We start from the raw sequence: 15,525 nt of genomic DNA, 5'->3' as shown, positions 1-15,525 counted from the left end.
TATATTTAATGAGCACAACAAAGCCCATTCTCACATTGATTTTTAACACCCCAATATTAATTCATTTATGATTTATAATCAAAAAGTTAGATTAAAAAGCAGCACTCATAAAAAATAAAGGCACATTTATGTGCCCTTATTTACTTATTTTGTGACACGGCATAATTCTACACTGGGTGCGCCCTTAAACGGGCCGAGAAGCTAATCATTTTTTCCGTCAATAGGTAATTTACCGGCACCAAAATTAAGGTAATGAGTGTGGCGAAAATAATGCCGAACCCAAGAGATACCGCCATGGGTATTAAAAACTGAGCTTGTGTTTGCTGCTCGAATAATAGCGGCATCAAACCACAAAAAGTGGTGATACTGGTCAACATAACAGGTCTAAACCGAGCGGCGCCCGCATTCAGTACTGCAGTCATTGTATCAAGCCCTCGCTGACGTTGCTTATTGATGTAATCCACCAATACCAATGAATCATTCACGACAACGCCTATCAGTGCCAACATACCTAATAAACTCATTATCGTTAGCTCCATTCCCATGATCCAATGACCTACCACCGCGCCTATCATGCCGAAAGGGATGACACTCATTACAATAAGAGGCTGCAAGTAAGATTTAAATGGGATAGCCAACAGCGTGTAAATTACAAAAAATACAAACAGTAACGCCCAGCCTAATGAGCTAAACGACTCTCGCTGCTCTTTTGCTTCGCCTTCTAATGAATGACTGACACCTGGGTACTGGATCACCAATTGATCTAAGTACACTTTCAGTTCCTCTTGCAGCACGGTCATATTGGTATTTTCTTTTTCAATGTCTGCCGTCACGTTCACGGTTCTATATCTGTCGATTCTATAAATGCTCGAAGGGCTTTGCCCCGGCGTTAGCTTGGCGATATGGCTAAGCGGAACAGTTTGTCCATTTGGTGTATTAATGAGAATATCATTGAGGGTGGTTAAGTTACTGCGCTCAGTTAAGGGTAACCTCACCATCACGCGCACATCATCTCGACCACGCTGAATTCGCTGTACCTGAGCACCAAAAAATGCACTGCGGATCTGACGTGACACATCTGTGCGAGTTAACCCAAGCGCTTTCCCCTGTTCAGTCAAATCGATTTGTAACTCTTCTTTACCATCGCTCAAGCTGTCAACAATATCGAACACTGTGGGATAAGTATTGAGATTCTCCTTCACTTTATTTGCCACTTCTTTCAACACAGTTAAAGAAGTCCCCGTTAACTGAACGTCAATTGGATCACTTGAACGACCAATCTCAGCTCTAAACGTCAAGCTTTCTGCCCCTGGGATTTGACCGATGAGCTGCCGCCATTCGCTGACTAATGCGCGTGAGCCAATATTCAATGCACGTGTCTCTGGTGGTGTGATCTCAAAACGTACTCTACCCACATTACCAGCACCGCCGCGTCCCCCTGTGGTTGCCAAAATATGCGTTATTACACTCTCCCCGGTCTCAGGATCTCTATATTTATCTTTTAATATCTGCGCCTTATCAGACATTAAATCGATATATTTTGCCGTTACTTCAAAGGGGGTTCCCGTTGGCAAGGTCAAATTTGCCCTGACGGTTTCACTGGGGATCCGCGGGAAAAATATAAACTTAGTCCAACCACTGCTGATCAGCGCAATAATAATGAAAAAGACCCCAATAAAGGCGCTTAATGTTACGCCTTTGTTGGAGACCGCGCGCTTTAAAAGTGGGTGGTAATACTTTAAGATTCCACGTTCAAACCCATCTGCAAAATTTTGTTGAAATTGACTAAAGCGACTTACTTTTCCCTTTTCTTTTCTTAACTTAAGATATTTAAGATGAGCAGGTAAAACAAACTTAGATTCAACCAAAGACATCAACAAGACGGGAATAACCACAACAGGAATTTGCGCAAACAAAGCACCTCTTGCTCCGTCAATAAAAGCCAACGGTAAAAATGCCGCCACGGTGGTTAAAATACCAAAAGTCACCGGAGTGGCCACCTCAGTCGTACCACGGATGGCGGCTTGCTCACCTGATTCAGCACTATTAAGGTGGGTATAAATATTTTCTCCGGTTACAATTGCATCGTCTACGACGATACCTAACACCAGAATAAATCCAAATAAACTCATTATATTCAGTGTGATACCAAAGAATGGCATCGCTAAGAAAGCCCCCATAAAAGACACCGGTATACCAATAAAAACCCAAAAAGCAATCGCAGGTCTCAAGAACAAGGTTAATAAAGCCAATACCAAAATCCCGCCTTGCATTGCATTAGAGGTCAAAGTTGAGATACGATTTTTCACAATGGTAGAATCATCATCCCAATAGCTTAACTCATAGCCATAAGGCAAAGTATCTTGACGGCTTTCAATATAAGCCTTTATTTTATCCGCGACTTCAATGGCACTCTGCTGGCCAATTCTATATACCTCAATAAATGCAGCTTGTTTACCATTAAAGCGTGTTCTGACTGGTGTTTCTTCAAAATCATCTAAAATGGTAGCAATATCATCTAAACGGATCACAGAACCGTCCGCATTGGTTTTAATGGCTATCTGTGCAAATTCATCTTTACGATACGCTTGTCCTTTTGAGCGTAATAAAATATCGCCTCCTGATGATTTTAAATTACCGGCCGATACATCGGCACTAGAGCTCGCGATCAGGTTAGAAACCTGATCTATGGTTAAATTGTATTGCCGGAGTTTGTCTTGGCTGACTTCAATGGCAATTTCATAGTCTCTCACACCATCCAGCTCAATTTGTGTCACACCATCAATACGCAACAAATCATCTCTGACTTGCTCAGCAAGCTCTCGAGTTTCTTTCTCGCTATAGTCTCCCGAAACCGTTACCGTAATAACGTCTCGCTTGCGTTGTGCCAACGAGATCACCGGTTTCTCCGCATCTGCGGGAAAGGTATTTATCGCATCTACTCGACTTTTTATATCTGCCAACATGTCTCTGGCATCGTAGCCGGTATCCACTTCTATTGTAACGGACGCAGAGCCTTCTGCTGAGCGACTCGATATTTTTTTAATACCCTCTAAGTCTTGTACAGCTTCTTCAATACGAATAGCAACACCCTGTTCAACATCTTCAGGGGTGGCGCCACGAAGCGACATATTGACACTAATTCGATCCGTTTCAAATGAAGGAAACACCTCTAATGGTATTTGTGTTGAGACTGAGAACAACCCTCCGAGCAAAATTGAAATCATCAGCAAATTAGCCGCCACATGATTTCGTGTAAACCATGCAATCATAAGTCAGCTCCTGGTGCGTTGTTTCGTCGCTCTTGTCTATCACCCTTTGTTTTGCGCTTATCAGCAATATGAGGTTCACTGTTATCATTAATAACCACCACTTTAGTCCCTGAACTCACTTGGCCAAGCGGCGTTGTTACCAAACGCATGCCTGCGTCTAAACCCGATTTTACAATGGCGATTTCTTTATTTTGCCAAGCTAACTGAACGTCCTTTCTCATCAGTAAATTATCGTTATTTAACACATACACATAACTGCCCTGATAAATGGCATTATTGGGGATTATAATTACATTACTGAGGGTTTTTCCGGTGATTTGCGCATTAACATACTGACCAATTTTAATCGAAAATCCAGCCATTTTGTCCACTGAATAGGGGTCTTCAATTTGAGCAACAACATACAATTGTTGAGATTGCTCACTGATAGCCCCTTCCGTTCTGATTATTTGCCCATGCCATTGCTGGGTGCCTACCAGATCTGAGGTCAAGGTCACTGGGGTTTCGAGCCCATTATGGGTGCCCTCTCTAGAGCGTTCTGGTAAATTAATAAACGCCAAATCACGGTTATTAATTGGTAGTCTTATTTCAACATAGTCTATGGCATAAATTTCAGCTATTTGGCCATTACTAGACACAACCTGACCTAAATCGACTTTTTTCGATAATACTCGGCCTGAGAATGGCGCTACAACAGATGTACGCTCCAAAGCCAACTGCGCTTTTTCCAATTTAGCCTGTGCCGACAGTACATTAGCGTGTTGTGCTGCCAATTGTGGCTTACGTAAAACCAACTCACTGGCTTGACTACCATTACCTAAACGCAGCCAATCTTCCTTCGCTTGCTCACTGCGTGCCTGTTCTTCTAATAGAGCCTGCTCTGCACTTAGCAAAGTCGCCTGTGATATTTTTACTTCTGCTTGGTAATCTCTATCGTCAATACGCAGCAACACATCTCCTTTTTCAAAGAACCCACCATCTCTAAAACGATCGTTTATGTAACTCACTTCACCTGAGACTTGCGCAACCAACATACTCTGAGTTCTCGGTTTTACAACGCCATAACTGGCAATGTTCAAGGTAAACTCGCTAGATTGAAGTTGTTCAATTTCAACCAACATCTGCGCTTGAGGTTTGCTTTTTGAACGACTATTCTTTGGTGGGTTATTAACAATCAACATAATTGCAGCAACCGATATAACCAATACTGCGACTGGCAATAAAATGCGTTTTCTCTTATTCATTGACTGTGCCTTTTACCTGTCCTGATTGAAAATCGCCGCCAAGTGCTAAGTGTAGCTCTACGCGATTTTTAATGATTTGATTCTTAATTGAGATAAGTCCACTTTGCGCTTCAAATGAGCGTTTTTGAGCATCTAATACGGTTGTATACGACACTAAGCCTTTTTGATATTGCGCGAAAGATAATTGCTCAGCTAACTTGGCATTTGTTGCAGCAGCAGAGGTATTTTCGTATTGGCGTTGCAATGACTGTTCATTGGTGATGCCATTTTCTACCTGTTCAAAAGCGTGATGAAGTGCTTCTAGATAAGATAATTCTGTTACCTGTAATTCAATTCGCGCCTTTTCTTCATTGGCGGCCAATTTTCCCGCATTAAATAACGGCGCTGTAATACCAGATAATAACGACCACCCCACACTAGAAGACGACAATAAATCAGCCAAGTCATCACTACTCGTCCCGTATTTCGCGGTTAAATTAAGACTTGGAAAGCGCTGTTTATGAGCGTACGCAAGCGCAGCATCTTGCGCTAGCAGTTGATGCCAACTTGCACGCAGTTCAGGTTTACGACGAATAAGCTCTGAAGGTAAACCCAATAGTAATGCCGAATCTATGACCGGCAACGTTGCTTCTACTTCAATAAGACCTGCTGGGTAATGCCCCAATAAACGCTCTAATTCGCGTTTTTTTTGCACACTTAACGCACTTTGACTGGCTAACTTGGCTTTTTCATTACTCTGCTCATTCCGTGTTAAATACACATCTAAAGCATTATTTAAGCCTTGTTTGTAACCATTCTCAATAATATCTAAGTTTTGCTTCGCCAACTCCACTCTCTCTTGTAGCAACGAGAGCTGACCTTGAGATTCAATGACCGAGAACCATGCTATAACAACTTTGGCGACTAAGTCATAGGTATGCTGAGATAAAGTTTCTTGCTGTGCTAACAACGACAAATTATCTCTGCGTTCGCCAGCAGAGAGTTTACCCCATACATCTAATTCATAACGCAGTGTTAAGTCTAATGCGTGACTATTTCCAGTGGTACCTGACGAGGCATTTTTCCGGCGGCTACTATCCAAAGACATATCGAGAGAGGGCCACAAAGCACTACCTGAGACAATAAGCTGCTGCTTTGCTGATTCGACCGCCAGCTGTTGCTGCTTGAGTACGCGATTATTTTCTATGGCGATGTCAACTAACTGATGCAAATGTGATGTTGAGAACTGTTCCAGCCAGTTTAAATCAACTGGTTGTAAAGTTTGTGGGTACTGCCATGCACTCGGAATTACCAAATTTTGCTGATAATCGGGAGAAATATCAAACGTACTCGTACACCCAGTTAACACTATTGCTACCGCGACACTGACTGCGGTTATTTTTAGCATTATAATTCTTTCCTGTTAGTTTATAAGACGCTAATTAGTTATTTCTAGTGTAATTTGCTTAATCGTCAAGTCTCAACAAACTTTACAAAGACTTACATTCAATATTGCTCAACTTAGACTATTCTCTAGCAGTAAAAAGCATACGATTTGACCTGATTATTCTAAGTATTCAGGGAAAAATACAAGCACTATTAGTGCCGTTTAGTTATGAATACGATATACAACAAAGGGAAACTGGCTGGTAAAAATAACCATAAGAAACAATCGATATGATGCTATAAACATCACTTTCAAATAACGGACAGCAGAACAGCTGTAATAAACGACGTTATGTATAGTAAGAATACAAACTCAACACGGCACAAGCTTGGGGTTAAAGTTACTGTACATTGGGTAATATACGTACTTTAACCACAATCACGCTAACTCATGCTTAGTCACATAATACCTCATAGCCCCTATTAAATTTAGGTGCTACAAGCTCTAATACAGGTTAACCTTCAGCTTTACTCACAATTACGGAAAACGCTTTGCCATCCATATTTATACTTGCTTCTTTGCCAAGCTCAACCACTAAAGACGGTGACATCTGTTTTCCACCAAGCTCTAACTCGCTGACTATACTAACCGTGGAGTCATCGATCGGTGCTACCGTTAGTGAAAAACGATACAATTCACTGACTGAAATTGACCCTGTTTCATTTGAATCCACAATTAACGTCGGTGCACCAATTAAGTGCTTATCGTTATAGATTTTTGTATTTACGACGAAGCGTTCACTGGCATTTGCAATAGACACAAAACCCAATAGCGTCACTAGTCCAATTAGTTTTTTCATTATTATCTCCATAAATGCTGTTAACCACTGCGATAAAGCTCACAACTGTGGTGTTGCCTCTCAAAACAATAGGCCATTACTTATAAAATGTATCGACATGCATAAACATCACATAGCGCGTCATATAATCAAGCCATAACCGTTACTTGGTTGAGCCATATCACAGTACTTTATTAAACCCGCTGTATAATAAAACACCCCGTACAATTAATATATACCAGCCTATTATTTTGTTTACATTTTTGTTGCAATACCTTGCACCACGGCGCCTAGCCCAGTATGAAATACCCCTTCGACTACATTGCGTTCCAACTCTACGAGTAAATTAAAGTTTAATGATGGCAATTCAGCGCCCAGTGATTGCGCCGATTGCATTGTATCCACTGAAGTTCCACCACCAGTACCAAACCTCACTTGTTCTGGCCTGTAAGCCTCAATCAAGAATACCCCTTGGTTTTTAAGTCCATGCTGAACTTGTTTGTACAGTGTTTTTCGCAGTAATGATGGCAAGGGGAAAAATATCGAAATAATGCCATCCCATTGTGCTTGCCCTAAGTCATACTCGTTCAAGTCAGCATGAATAAACTCCACCACTGCCCCTTGCTCTTTTGCCAACTTCTTACCTTTATTTAGACCCACTAATGAAGAATCTACCGCCGTGACTGAATAACCCTGGTTAGCTAAAAAAACGGCATTTCGACCTTCCCCTTCACCTAAACTTAAAATTCTTCCTTTTGGCAATGCGCTAACATGTTTTTTTAAAAAATCGTTCGGCTTTGTTCCATAGGCGTATTCTTGTGAATTATAACGTTCATCCCACATCGTATCTTTCCTCTTCAGTGTTCACATTTAATGATATAGTGAATGCTAATACTTCAAGTCGACTTGAAGTCAAGAGGAAAAGTTATGGATATAGGTAAAGTTGCAAAAGCGTCTGGACTGCCCACGTCAACATTACGCTTTTATGAAGAGAAAGGCCTTATAGAGTCAATTGGTAGAAATGGCTTAAGAAGGGTGTTTTCGCCAAAAGTAATTAATACACTCGCACTCATTTCATTGGGCCGTAATGTTGGCTTATCACTTGATGAAATAGGTGCAATGTTACACCCAAAAGGCGTGCACATTGACAGGCCTCTACTGTTATCAAAAGCGGATGAATTAGATAAAAAAATTACAGAAATGACAGCAATGAGAGACGGTCTTCGACATGCCGCCGCTTGCCAAGCACCAAGTCATGCTGAGTGTCCAAAATTTCTTCGGCTACTCAACATTGCTGGTAAAAAGCGATATCGGCCTAAGAGGCCTCTTTAAAGTATGTGCTGATAATCTCATTTTACATTAATTCATCTTTATCACTGCTGGGTGTTTCTCTGATGCATATTCGTGATAAATGTCATCAAGGTAACTACTTAATTCTGTCTGTTGAAGCTCAGGAGGAAGAACAACATCATAAACACGTACCCGTAGACTTGTATCGGATTCATGATACAACTGCCATTCTTGCCCACACCTAAGCACTGACATATGCTTGCCAAATACATTGAACTTAATGACCATCTCCTTACCCTTTCACCCCGTTAATTTGATTCATGCACGTACCAACATCTGAGCTGACCCCATAAGCCGGCCATATAATTTGCGGTGAGCGCCATCGTGATACTAAATAGGCTTTTTCTGCTCTATACCTAACACATTGATTACAAGAAAGTGCTTAATGATAATTTTATAACTCATTTGATTAAGTATGTATATACAGTGCAACTGCCAAACATATTCAACGTATTATTTACATAAAATAAAACCCCTCCTCCGCTTTTGTTTTTTTGCCCATTGATGTTCGCCTTTTTGAACAAAAAGAATAAAACCCAAAATATCAGCTACCGTGAATAGCGCAGTAACACGATTTGAACGCCTAAAAAATCAAATGAATCAACTACTAAAATTAACAGTCTCGCTGGTACTCGTTTGTTGTAATGGCCTGTAATACAAATAATCACTTTAAGCACCTACATTCACTTGAGCAATATGAACTTGGGTACCCCCCCCCAACAACAGCCCAATAGCCACTGAGAAAGTTCCTGACCATCGGCCAAAGGAATATAGATTAAGTAAGTTAAATGAGGTGAATAAATGCGCCATGAAGCAACAACCCTATTACCAACGGAACTAGGCACTTTTAGTGTCAGAATCTATCGGAACAAGCAAAATCAAGAAGTCACAGCTATTTGTGCCGGCGATATCAACGGCCAAAAAGATTTGCCAGTTCGTGTTCATTCAGCCTGCTTTACAGCTGAAGCCCTCGGTTCGCTGAAGTGTGATTGTAAACAACAACTTGATTTTGCACTGGACTATATTGCCAAAAACGGGGGCGTTGTATTGTACTTACCGCAAGAAGGCCGTGGTATTGGTCTGAGTAATAAGATCCGTGCGTACGCACTACAAGAAAAAGGTCACAATACCATAGAAGCAAACCGCATACTTGGCTTACCGATAGACAGTCGAACCTATGAAGATGCCCGAGACATCCTCAATCACCTCAATGTCATTTCGATTCGGCTACTGACCAACAACCCATTGAAGTTGAAAAACCTCAGTGAACTTGGCATCACTGTATCAGGTCGAATTCCCATCGTCTGTGAAGCCAATTTTCACTCAGCGGCATATCTAGAAACCAAACAACAACACATGGGCCACCTCATAAAAACAGAGCAACACAGCGCAAGCTCAGTATCAGATAATAAGTCCGCCACTGACCGCCCTTTTATTCACGTGAATTTTGCTATTGATAGCCAAGCTTGCACCGCGGGTAACAATGGTGAATCTATTTCCATCTCATGCCCGAAAGACTGGCAACGGGTTCATGAGTTAAGAGAAAAATATTGTGCTGTCGCTGTTGGCGCAAAAACTTGGCTAAACGATACGCCAAAACTAACAGCTCGACACAATATTTTAGGCAGAGAGCCAATAAAACAACCCGCTAGGATCATTTTTTCCGGCCAACATTACTGCTCCTTAAACAACGAACAAAACGAGAGAAAAACCTATATTATCGGCCATGTCAAAAACACACTGACCACTGAACATACTTTGATCACGGCGTTAGATCACCAACTCGCTCACCCATTGGCACAACTCAATGAACACGGCATTCAGTCAATCCTAGTTGAAGGGGGGCTACAGCTTGTTAATTCCTTTATCAAGCAAGGTGTGGTCGATTTACTCACCATTTATGTACGCACAGTCTGTATTACAAGTGCGATTAGAGCTGCCACCGAAGTACTTCCAGGGCTCGCTGCCGATGAAATAACAGCCTGCTCGTACGGTGAAGGGATCTTACTATCAGCGTCTATGTCACAGTCACTCCATACCCAAACAGAATACGGGGTGGCCATATAATGAATGAGCTAATCTTTGCACTACTCAATCAGGAATCACAGCAAGCTAAATATGACCAGAAAAAGCTAAGAGCGCTGACCCTCGCTTGGTCACGCTATGGCTATCATGGCAATGTGATAGAACACAACAATATTGATCAGCTCCTTACAGAAGCCGCTCACACTTCTGCACATTATTGCTTGATACAACATGTTGGTCATGTTATCGATGAGCAATGGTATTTATCTCATTGGCGCCAAGAGGGTTTCTATCAAGGTATACAGCGTATAATCAGCGGTCCCAATTTTCTTGTCGCCGGCGAGCCCATTATCACTGAGCACGACACCTGTGGTCTAAATACTGATTGTCTACTCGTGAACTTAGCGTGCTATCGACAACTAGCACATCCTAAATTTGGCGATACTGAAGCAAAAAACCATTGCATCACCCATCATGCCGGGTGGCACTTTATTCAAGCCAGTTTCGAGCACAACTTACCCTTGATCCGATTTGGTGAGTCAATTAATAACTGCCGATTTGATCTAGCCAAAGAATCACAGAACAATCAATTTGGCCAACTAATAGGCCTGCCCGTTGATAAAATTGACGATACCAAAGGCCTTTCTCGAGCCCAAACTGAGTTTATACAGCGGATCAAAAAGCAGCTAAACAATGCCCAAAAGGGCGCTTTCTTATTTAATATTGAATCTTATCAAGATCTGGTTCAAACAAAGAATAATCCCCTTGATGCGGTATTTAGTGTCGCTGCTGGCTTTAAACCTTATCGCATATTGTTTACACAAGGATTTCATGAAAACACACACGTTGTGCTATTTGACTACAGCTTAAAAGCTCTAGAAATTCGCCGCTACATTATTGAGCATTGGGATGGAAACAACTTTCCTGATTTTGTTCGTCAGTTATTTAAACACTTTCCGGAACCAGAGGTATTTTATCAGCTCTGGTACGGCGCAACGCCCAGTACACTAGACTGGCATGATATGGAATCTCTCTGGCAGCAAGAATTAGAGAAATGGGGCGGTCCAGACGCATTCCAGACGCATTGGCAGCAGTGCCGCCAGTTACCACATCAATATTTACATTGTGATTTATTGCAAGATAGACAAAATTTGCTGAAAGCATTGAGTGAGTATAACGCCAGTTATATTTGGTGGAGTAATGCGTTTTTTACCATTTACAGTCATTGGCACTATAGCGCAGCAGAACGCAAGGCACATTATTTGGACTGGATAACTGAATTGTCAAACTCCGCACCTAATTGTCAAATTAATGGTGCTGACCACAATAATATCGCTGTAAATAGCCTAAGTGCACAACAATATTTTCAAGTGTTTAATCAGCAACAATATGATCAATTAACCCCTCAGAAACATCACCACATTGAGATGCTATTTTAGCAAGGAGTTATATATGGAAACGACATCATTTGTACGCCACCGAGGCCCTATTACCTGTGCAGCACAGATCCCTAATAGCACCAAAATTATCACATCAGGGTATGACAGTGCTGTTGCTCTTTTCGATATAAACAGTGCGCAAGTGAATTTGTTAGGGTATCACGCGCACTTGGTTAATCGAGTTACCGTCAATCAAACCGGCAGTCATGCGGTCACTGCCTCATCAGACTATAACTTATACCTTTGGGACCTTAATAAACAGGAACTCGCTTTGGTGCTCAAAGGACATGACGATGATGTAGAAGACTTTGTTTTTATTAGCGATGAGCTTGGTGCCTCTGTATCACGAGATTGGCGCATCATTATTTGGGACCTGACCCAAGGTGCCATTAAACGTATTATTCTCGGCCATGAAAAAGATGTACTGTCAATTAGTTACCTAAACGGCAAACTCTACACGTCGGGTGATGATATGACTTTGCGAATTTGGGATGTAGAAACAGGTGAGGCGCTGGCAAAAATAGGGCCTTTTGACACTGAAACTGACACCTGTGCAATAGATGCGTTACATAATCGGGTGGTATTGGGTTGTGATGATGGTGTCATCCGAATTTTTAATATCAATGATAATCAACTAATTGCAGAAATTCCGGGGCACCATTCAGCCATTAAAAAAGTCGCGGTGTCACCCGAAAATGGGGATATTCTTTCCGCCGCCTACGATCAACAGATCTTAATTTGGGATCACACAACGTTTCACCAAAAACAAAAACTGGCCAGCCACCCAGCCCTATGGGAGCGCTCTTTTAATTGGTCTACAGACGGTAAAAATATCGTCGCGGGTACTTTTGATGGCACCGTAATAGTATGGAATGCGCACTCAGGAGAGTGCATTCATGAGTTGGGTGAAAACTCACAATCACCAGGTAACCCTTGCTTTAACGATCTGGCTTCTAAAAATGACCAGCAGCTTGTCATGGTCAGTGATGACGGCGTGGTCCGTATTGGTGTGTTAGATGAACATAACGCCAGTTGGCAAGCCAAACAGCCTCCTGAACTCGGTAGAGTTTTAATGAATGCCGTGGCTTTTTGCCCAACCAGACAAAATGTCATTACTGGGGCACATAATCAACATTTATACCTGTTTCAGCAAAACGCAGAAAACCTCAAGCAAATCTCATGTATTGCGCTCAATGAAGGCCCTGTTAACAGCATTCGAACTTCACACTTAACCGCTCATCAAGGTGAAATTTTTGTAGCTTGCTACAGCGGGACACTTGCTCATTTAAGTCATGATGGGGAGTTACTCAATAAGATCCCCGCACATGATAATGCAATTAAAGCGTTGGCACTTCATCCAACTCGTGCCATTGGGGTTAGCTGTTGTGCCGAGGGCACTCTCATGAGCTGGGACTTTAATGGCAAATTGTTAAAAGAATATAAAGGTCATACTGCTATCATTGATGATGTTGACATAGACCCTTCTGGTCGATTTATTGCTAGCACAGGGCGAGATTTTACTCTAAAAATACATGGTATCGACGATGGTATTTTATATCACACCATACATTTAGGGCGACGCTCGCCTAAATCATTGTGTTTCATCTCTCCAGAAGTGGTTATTGTCACCAACTACTGGGGAGAGTTATTGCGCGTTTCATTAAAAGATGGCGCTATTATCAGAGAAACAATCGCCCAAAACGGGATCAGTTCTATCATTAAGCATGGCAAGCATTATGCTGTATCGTCTTATGATGGCGCGATTTATCTCATTGAGCCACAAAAACTCAAGGTACTAAATTCGTTACGCTCGATGACACAACAAGTGGAGGCACCCGCCTTTGCGTGATTATAAGACACCACATTGCCGCTTTATCATATTAGCCGCGCCTCGCAGCGGCAGTAATATGTTAAGTAGCATGCTTAACTCACATCCCTCAGTATTATGCCATCACGAATTGTATAACCCTGAGGGAATTCATTACGCATTGTCACTCAGAAACACCGAGTTCAGCTTAGCCATCAACCAACAACAGCGAGATAAAGATCCACTCGGTTTCCTTGCACGAACTTGGGCACATGCTCAAGGTATGCCTTGCGTCGGGTTTAAGATGACGCATAAACAAAATCAGCAGGTGTTTGATTATGCGTTAAATGATCCAAGTATCAAAAAAATCGTCTTGCATCGTAACAATCAAGTAAAAGTCCATGTCTCGAAATTGATTGCTGAAAAAAATGGCATATGGGAAAGCTATGGTCTGCAAGAGCACGCCCCAACAGTACGCACTTTGCCGATTGGAAATACCAGTACGCAAGTAACCGTAGAATTAACCAAGCTAGAGCAAGACATCGCGATGAATCGAGCATTTTATCAAGAAATAACAGACCGCTTGACGCAGTCAAAACAGCCTTATCTTAAATTAGAATATGAAACCCTCACACAGCAAGACACCCTAGAAAAACTGTTTTATTTTTTAGCAATAGCGCCTCATGCATTAACAACGCGCAGCCAGAAACAAAACCCAACGGATCTGAAACACAATATCGACAACTTTTCAGCACTATTACGTCAAGTCCAAGATGATGAACTATATCGTCAACTCACAGATAACATCACTTAACAGGAGTTTACCTTGCACCCACAAGCCACAAAAATCAAAATAGTCATTCTCGATATTGACGGTGTTATGACAAATGGCCAAGTAGGCTACGGCGCTAACAACGCTATCAAGTTTTTTGATTCCAAAGACGATCATATGATCAGAATGACCATCAGAGAAGGTTTGCCCGTTGCGATCATTTCCGGTCGTAATGATCAAGCAAACCGTAACCACGCTGACGAGCTCGGTATATCGCCTTGCTACTTTGGCGAAAAAGTAAAGCTGAATGCATTTAATACCCTCCTGAATGACCTCAACTTAACCGCCGAACAATGTGTGTACATAGGCGATGATGTCATGGACATTCCGTTGCTAAAAAGATGTGGTATAGGCATTGCGGTGGCCGATGCCAGTGACGAAGCCAAACAATACGCAGATATCATCAGCCAAAACCGCGGCGGTCACGGTGCTGTACGTGAAATACTCGTGCAATTACTCAAAGCACAAAACCGCTGGGATAGCGCTATGGCAAGGTATTTAGACTAATAATGATCGTTTCAATCATAAAACACCATAAATAGAAATTGGGGCCTTATTCCTATGAGTTATCAAAAGTTTGTTATTATTTCCTATCTTCGCTCTGGGACACATTTACTGCGTACCGCATTAGAGTCGCACCCTCATATCGTTTGTCAAACGGAAGTGTTTAATTCAGATAACCCAAACTTGCCCTACTCGTTAAGCCTGCCTTCACAGCAAGTATTGGATGATTGGGTATATAATAAGATCCCTACTCAAACGAGCCATGTTGGTTTTGTATTGCAAGCCTACCACCCTTTTTCCTTAAAAGCGTTTCCGGGTATTAAAGCCAATGCACGATGGAATGATATTTGGACTATTCTCAAAGAAATCCCTGATTTGAAGGTGATTCATTTACGTCGAGAAAATTTGCTACGACGGCATTTATCCCATGTTCGAGCCCGAGATAGCCAGCAATGGCACAATTGGGACGCACGACAATTACAACATATCAGTTTACTAGAAGCCCCACCTAACGCGCATATTGATCAATATAAAAAACCAAGCACTTCTTTAACATTAGATGAAAATAGACTGCATCAAGACTTTACCGAAGTTAATGAGTGGCACCAACGTGCCAAATTGCACTTTGGGGAGCACCATACTTGTGATGTGCTTTACGAGTCGCTGCAACATAACTTTCAAAATGAATGCGCGCGTGTCCTAAAGTTTTTAGGGGCAAGCCCTTACACACTTTCTGAAGGTGTACGTAAACTAGAAAATAGACCATTATCTGAATGCATAACAAACTATCACACACTTAAAAACACATTCTCAGGCAGCCCATGGCAACATTACTTCGAAGATTAAAC

At 41.9% G+C, this 15,525-nt stretch carries 13 protein-coding genes; 7 read left to right on the top strand and 6 right to left on the bottom strand.

Annotated features, from left to right (window positions below; translation table 11 throughout):
- Positions 1-167 precede the first annotated feature (167 nt).
- From J8L98_RS15360 to J8L98_RS15340, 5 genes are all read right to left on the bottom strand, one after another.
- Positions 168-3,272 (bottom strand): efflux RND transporter permease subunit, encoded by a 3,105-nt coding sequence (locus tag J8L98_RS15360; protein ID WP_210997157.1) that lies wholly within the window; start codon positions 3,270-3,272, stop codon positions 168-170.
- A complete protein-coding gene (locus J8L98_RS15355; RefSeq protein WP_210997156.1) occupies positions 3,269-4,516 on the bottom strand; it encodes an efflux RND transporter periplasmic adaptor subunit in 1,248 nt (415 codons plus the stop codon). Before J8L98_RS15355 ends, J8L98_RS15360 begins: the two co-directional genes overlap by 4 nt.
- Positions 4,509-5,903 carry a TolC family protein gene (locus J8L98_RS15350; RefSeq protein WP_210997155.1) on the bottom strand — a complete coding sequence of 465 codons (1,395 nt, stop codon included), beginning with the start codon at positions 5,901-5,903 and terminating at the stop codon, positions 4,509-4,511. Before J8L98_RS15350 ends, J8L98_RS15355 begins: the two co-directional genes overlap by 8 nt.
- Positions 5,904-6,396: 493 nt before the next feature.
- Positions 6,397-6,741 (bottom strand): hypothetical protein, encoded by a 345-nt coding sequence (locus J8L98_RS15345; protein WP_210997154.1) that lies wholly within the window; start codon positions 6,739-6,741, stop codon positions 6,397-6,399.
- 234 nt (positions 6,742-6,975) lie between these two features.
- The gene (locus J8L98_RS15340) at positions 6,976-7,563 is read right to left on the bottom strand and encodes a class I SAM-dependent methyltransferase (protein WP_210997153.1); all 588 of its coding nucleotides are present in this window, start codon (positions 7,561-7,563) and stop codon (positions 6,976-6,978) included.
- A gap of 84 nt (positions 7,564-7,647) precedes the next feature.
- Between J8L98_RS15340 and J8L98_RS15335 the strand changes: the two genes are divergently transcribed.
- Positions 7,648-8,052, top strand: a complete 405-nt coding sequence (locus J8L98_RS15335; RefSeq protein ID WP_210997152.1) for a helix-turn-helix domain-containing protein — start codon at positions 7,648-7,650, stop codon at positions 8,050-8,052.
- Between the two features lie 27 nt (positions 8,053-8,079).
- Here J8L98_RS15335 and J8L98_RS15330 read toward each other — a convergent pair whose 3' ends face one another.
- The gene (locus tag J8L98_RS15330; protein ID WP_210997151.1) at positions 8,080-8,298 is read right to left on the bottom strand and encodes a hypothetical protein; all 219 of its coding nucleotides are present in this window, start codon (positions 8,296-8,298) and stop codon (positions 8,080-8,082) included.
- 573 nt (positions 8,299-8,871) lie between these two features.
- On the opposite strand from J8L98_RS15330, the gene ribA reads away from it, so the two are divergent.
- From ribA to J8L98_RS15300, 6 genes are read left to right on the top strand one after another with little or no spacing between them, the layout of a single operon-like run.
- Positions 8,872-10,137, top strand: a complete 1,266-nt coding sequence (gene ribA, locus J8L98_RS15325; RefSeq protein WP_210997150.1) for a GTP cyclohydrolase II RibA — start codon at positions 8,872-8,874, stop codon at positions 10,135-10,137.
- Positions 10,137-11,534, top strand: coding sequence for a hypothetical protein (locus J8L98_RS15320; RefSeq protein WP_210997149.1), 1,398 nt, complete (start codon positions 10,137-10,139; stop codon positions 11,532-11,534). Before ribA ends, J8L98_RS15320 begins: the two co-directional genes overlap by 1 nt.
- Positions 11,535-11,547: 13 nt before the next feature.
- Positions 11,548-13,383: a WD40 repeat domain-containing protein gene (locus J8L98_RS15315; protein WP_210997148.1), complete on the top strand. Its 1,836-nt coding sequence runs from the start codon at positions 11,548-11,550 to the stop codon at positions 13,381-13,383.
- The gene (locus tag J8L98_RS15310) at positions 13,376-14,155 is read left to right on the top strand and encodes a hypothetical protein (RefSeq protein ID WP_210997147.1); all 780 of its coding nucleotides are present in this window, start codon (positions 13,376-13,378) and stop codon (positions 14,153-14,155) included. The genes J8L98_RS15315 and J8L98_RS15310 overlap by 8 nt, the downstream gene beginning before the upstream one ends.
- Before the next feature lie 12 nt (positions 14,156-14,167).
- The gene (locus J8L98_RS15305) at positions 14,168-14,680 is read left to right on the top strand and encodes an HAD hydrolase family protein (RefSeq protein ID WP_210997146.1); all 513 of its coding nucleotides are present in this window, start codon (positions 14,168-14,170) and stop codon (positions 14,678-14,680) included.
- A gap of 54 nt (positions 14,681-14,734) precedes the next feature.
- On the top strand, positions 14,735-15,523 hold the full coding sequence (locus J8L98_RS15300) for a sulfotransferase (protein WP_210997145.1): 789 nt from the start codon (positions 14,735-14,737) through the stop codon (positions 15,521-15,523).
- Positions 15,524-15,525 lie beyond the last annotated feature (2 nt).

It is taken from the genome of Pseudoalteromonas sp. MMG013, assembly GCF_018100885.1.
In the GTDB taxonomy this organism is placed as follows: domain Bacteria; phylum Pseudomonadota; class Gammaproteobacteria; order Enterobacterales; family Alteromonadaceae; genus Pseudoalteromonas; species Pseudoalteromonas aurantia.
This window is presented reverse-complemented; position numbering and strand designations above follow the sequence as displayed.

What these genes read in the sequence shown, in the direction of transcription:
- J8L98_RS15360 (WP_210997157.1), bottom strand. Translation starts at nt 3,272, where the DNA reads ATGATTGCATGGTTTACACGAAATCATGTGGCGGCTAATTTGCTGATG.
- J8L98_RS15355 (WP_210997156.1), bottom strand. Translation starts at nt 4,516, where the DNA reads ATGAATAAGAGAAAACGCATTTTATTGCCAGTCGCAGTATTGGTTATA.
- J8L98_RS15350 (WP_210997155.1), bottom strand. Translation starts at nt 5,903, where the DNA reads ATGCTAAAAATAACCGCAGTCAGTGTCGCGGTAGCAATAGTGTTAACT.
- J8L98_RS15345 (WP_210997154.1), bottom strand. Translation starts at nt 6,741, where the DNA reads ATGAAAAAACTAATTGGACTAGTGACGCTATTGGGTTTTGTGTCTATT.
- J8L98_RS15340 (WP_210997153.1), bottom strand. Translation starts at nt 7,563, where the DNA reads ATGTGGGATGAACGTTATAATTCACAAGAATACGCCTATGGAACAAAG.
- J8L98_RS15335 (WP_210997152.1), top strand. Translation starts at nt 7,648, where the DNA reads ATGGATATAGGTAAAGTTGCAAAAGCGTCTGGACTGCCCACGTCAACA.
- J8L98_RS15330 (WP_210997151.1), bottom strand. Translation starts at nt 8,298, where the DNA reads ATGGTCATTAAGTTCAATGTATTTGGCAAGCATATGTCAGTGCTTAGG.
- ribA (WP_210997150.1), top strand. Translation starts at nt 8,872, where the DNA reads ATGCGCCATGAAGCAACAACCCTATTACCAACGGAACTAGGCACTTTT.
- J8L98_RS15320 (WP_210997149.1), top strand. Translation starts at nt 10,137, where the DNA reads ATGAATGAGCTAATCTTTGCACTACTCAATCAGGAATCACAGCAAGCT.
- J8L98_RS15315 (WP_210997148.1), top strand. Translation starts at nt 11,548, where the DNA reads ATGGAAACGACATCATTTGTACGCCACCGAGGCCCTATTACCTGTGCA.
- J8L98_RS15300 (WP_210997145.1), top strand. Translation starts at nt 14,735, where the DNA reads ATGAGTTATCAAAAGTTTGTTATTATTTCCTATCTTCGCTCTGGGACA.